Annotated in this window: 1 protein-coding gene; it reads left to right on the forward strand. The window is 63.8% G+C overall.

Annotated features, from left to right (window positions below):
* The coding region (locus tag LD110_RS23445) for a carbohydrate ABC transporter permease (protein WP_225502343.1) at positions 1-324 on the forward strand (324 nt) is incomplete at its 5' end.
* Positions 325-359 lie beyond the last annotated feature (35 nt).

The raw sequence follows: 359 nt of genomic DNA on the forward strand, positions 1-359 counted from the left end.
GACGAAGCGGCCCGCGTCGACGGCGCCGGATGGTTCAAGATCTACCGCCAGGTCGTCATGCCGCTCTCCGGCCCCGCAGTCGCCACGGTCGCCATCCTGACCTTCCTGCCCGCGTGGAACTCCTACCTGTGGCCGCTCATGGTTGTCCAAAGCGAGGAACTGCGTCCCGTCATGATCGGCGTGCAGTACTTCTTCCAGCTCAACGTCTCCTGGGGCCAGATCATGGCCTACACCTCTCTCATCACACTCCCGGTTGTGGCGCTCTTCATCGCATTCCAGCGCGCGTTCGTAAACAGCATCGCAGCCAGCGGGGTCAAGGGATGACCGCGAAGCCCGGCGATAAGCCCCACGTGCTCGTC

Source organism: Arthrobacter sp. M4, from assembly GCF_020251205.1.
Classification (GTDB): Bacteria; Actinomycetota; Actinomycetes; order Actinomycetales; family Micrococcaceae; genus Arthrobacter.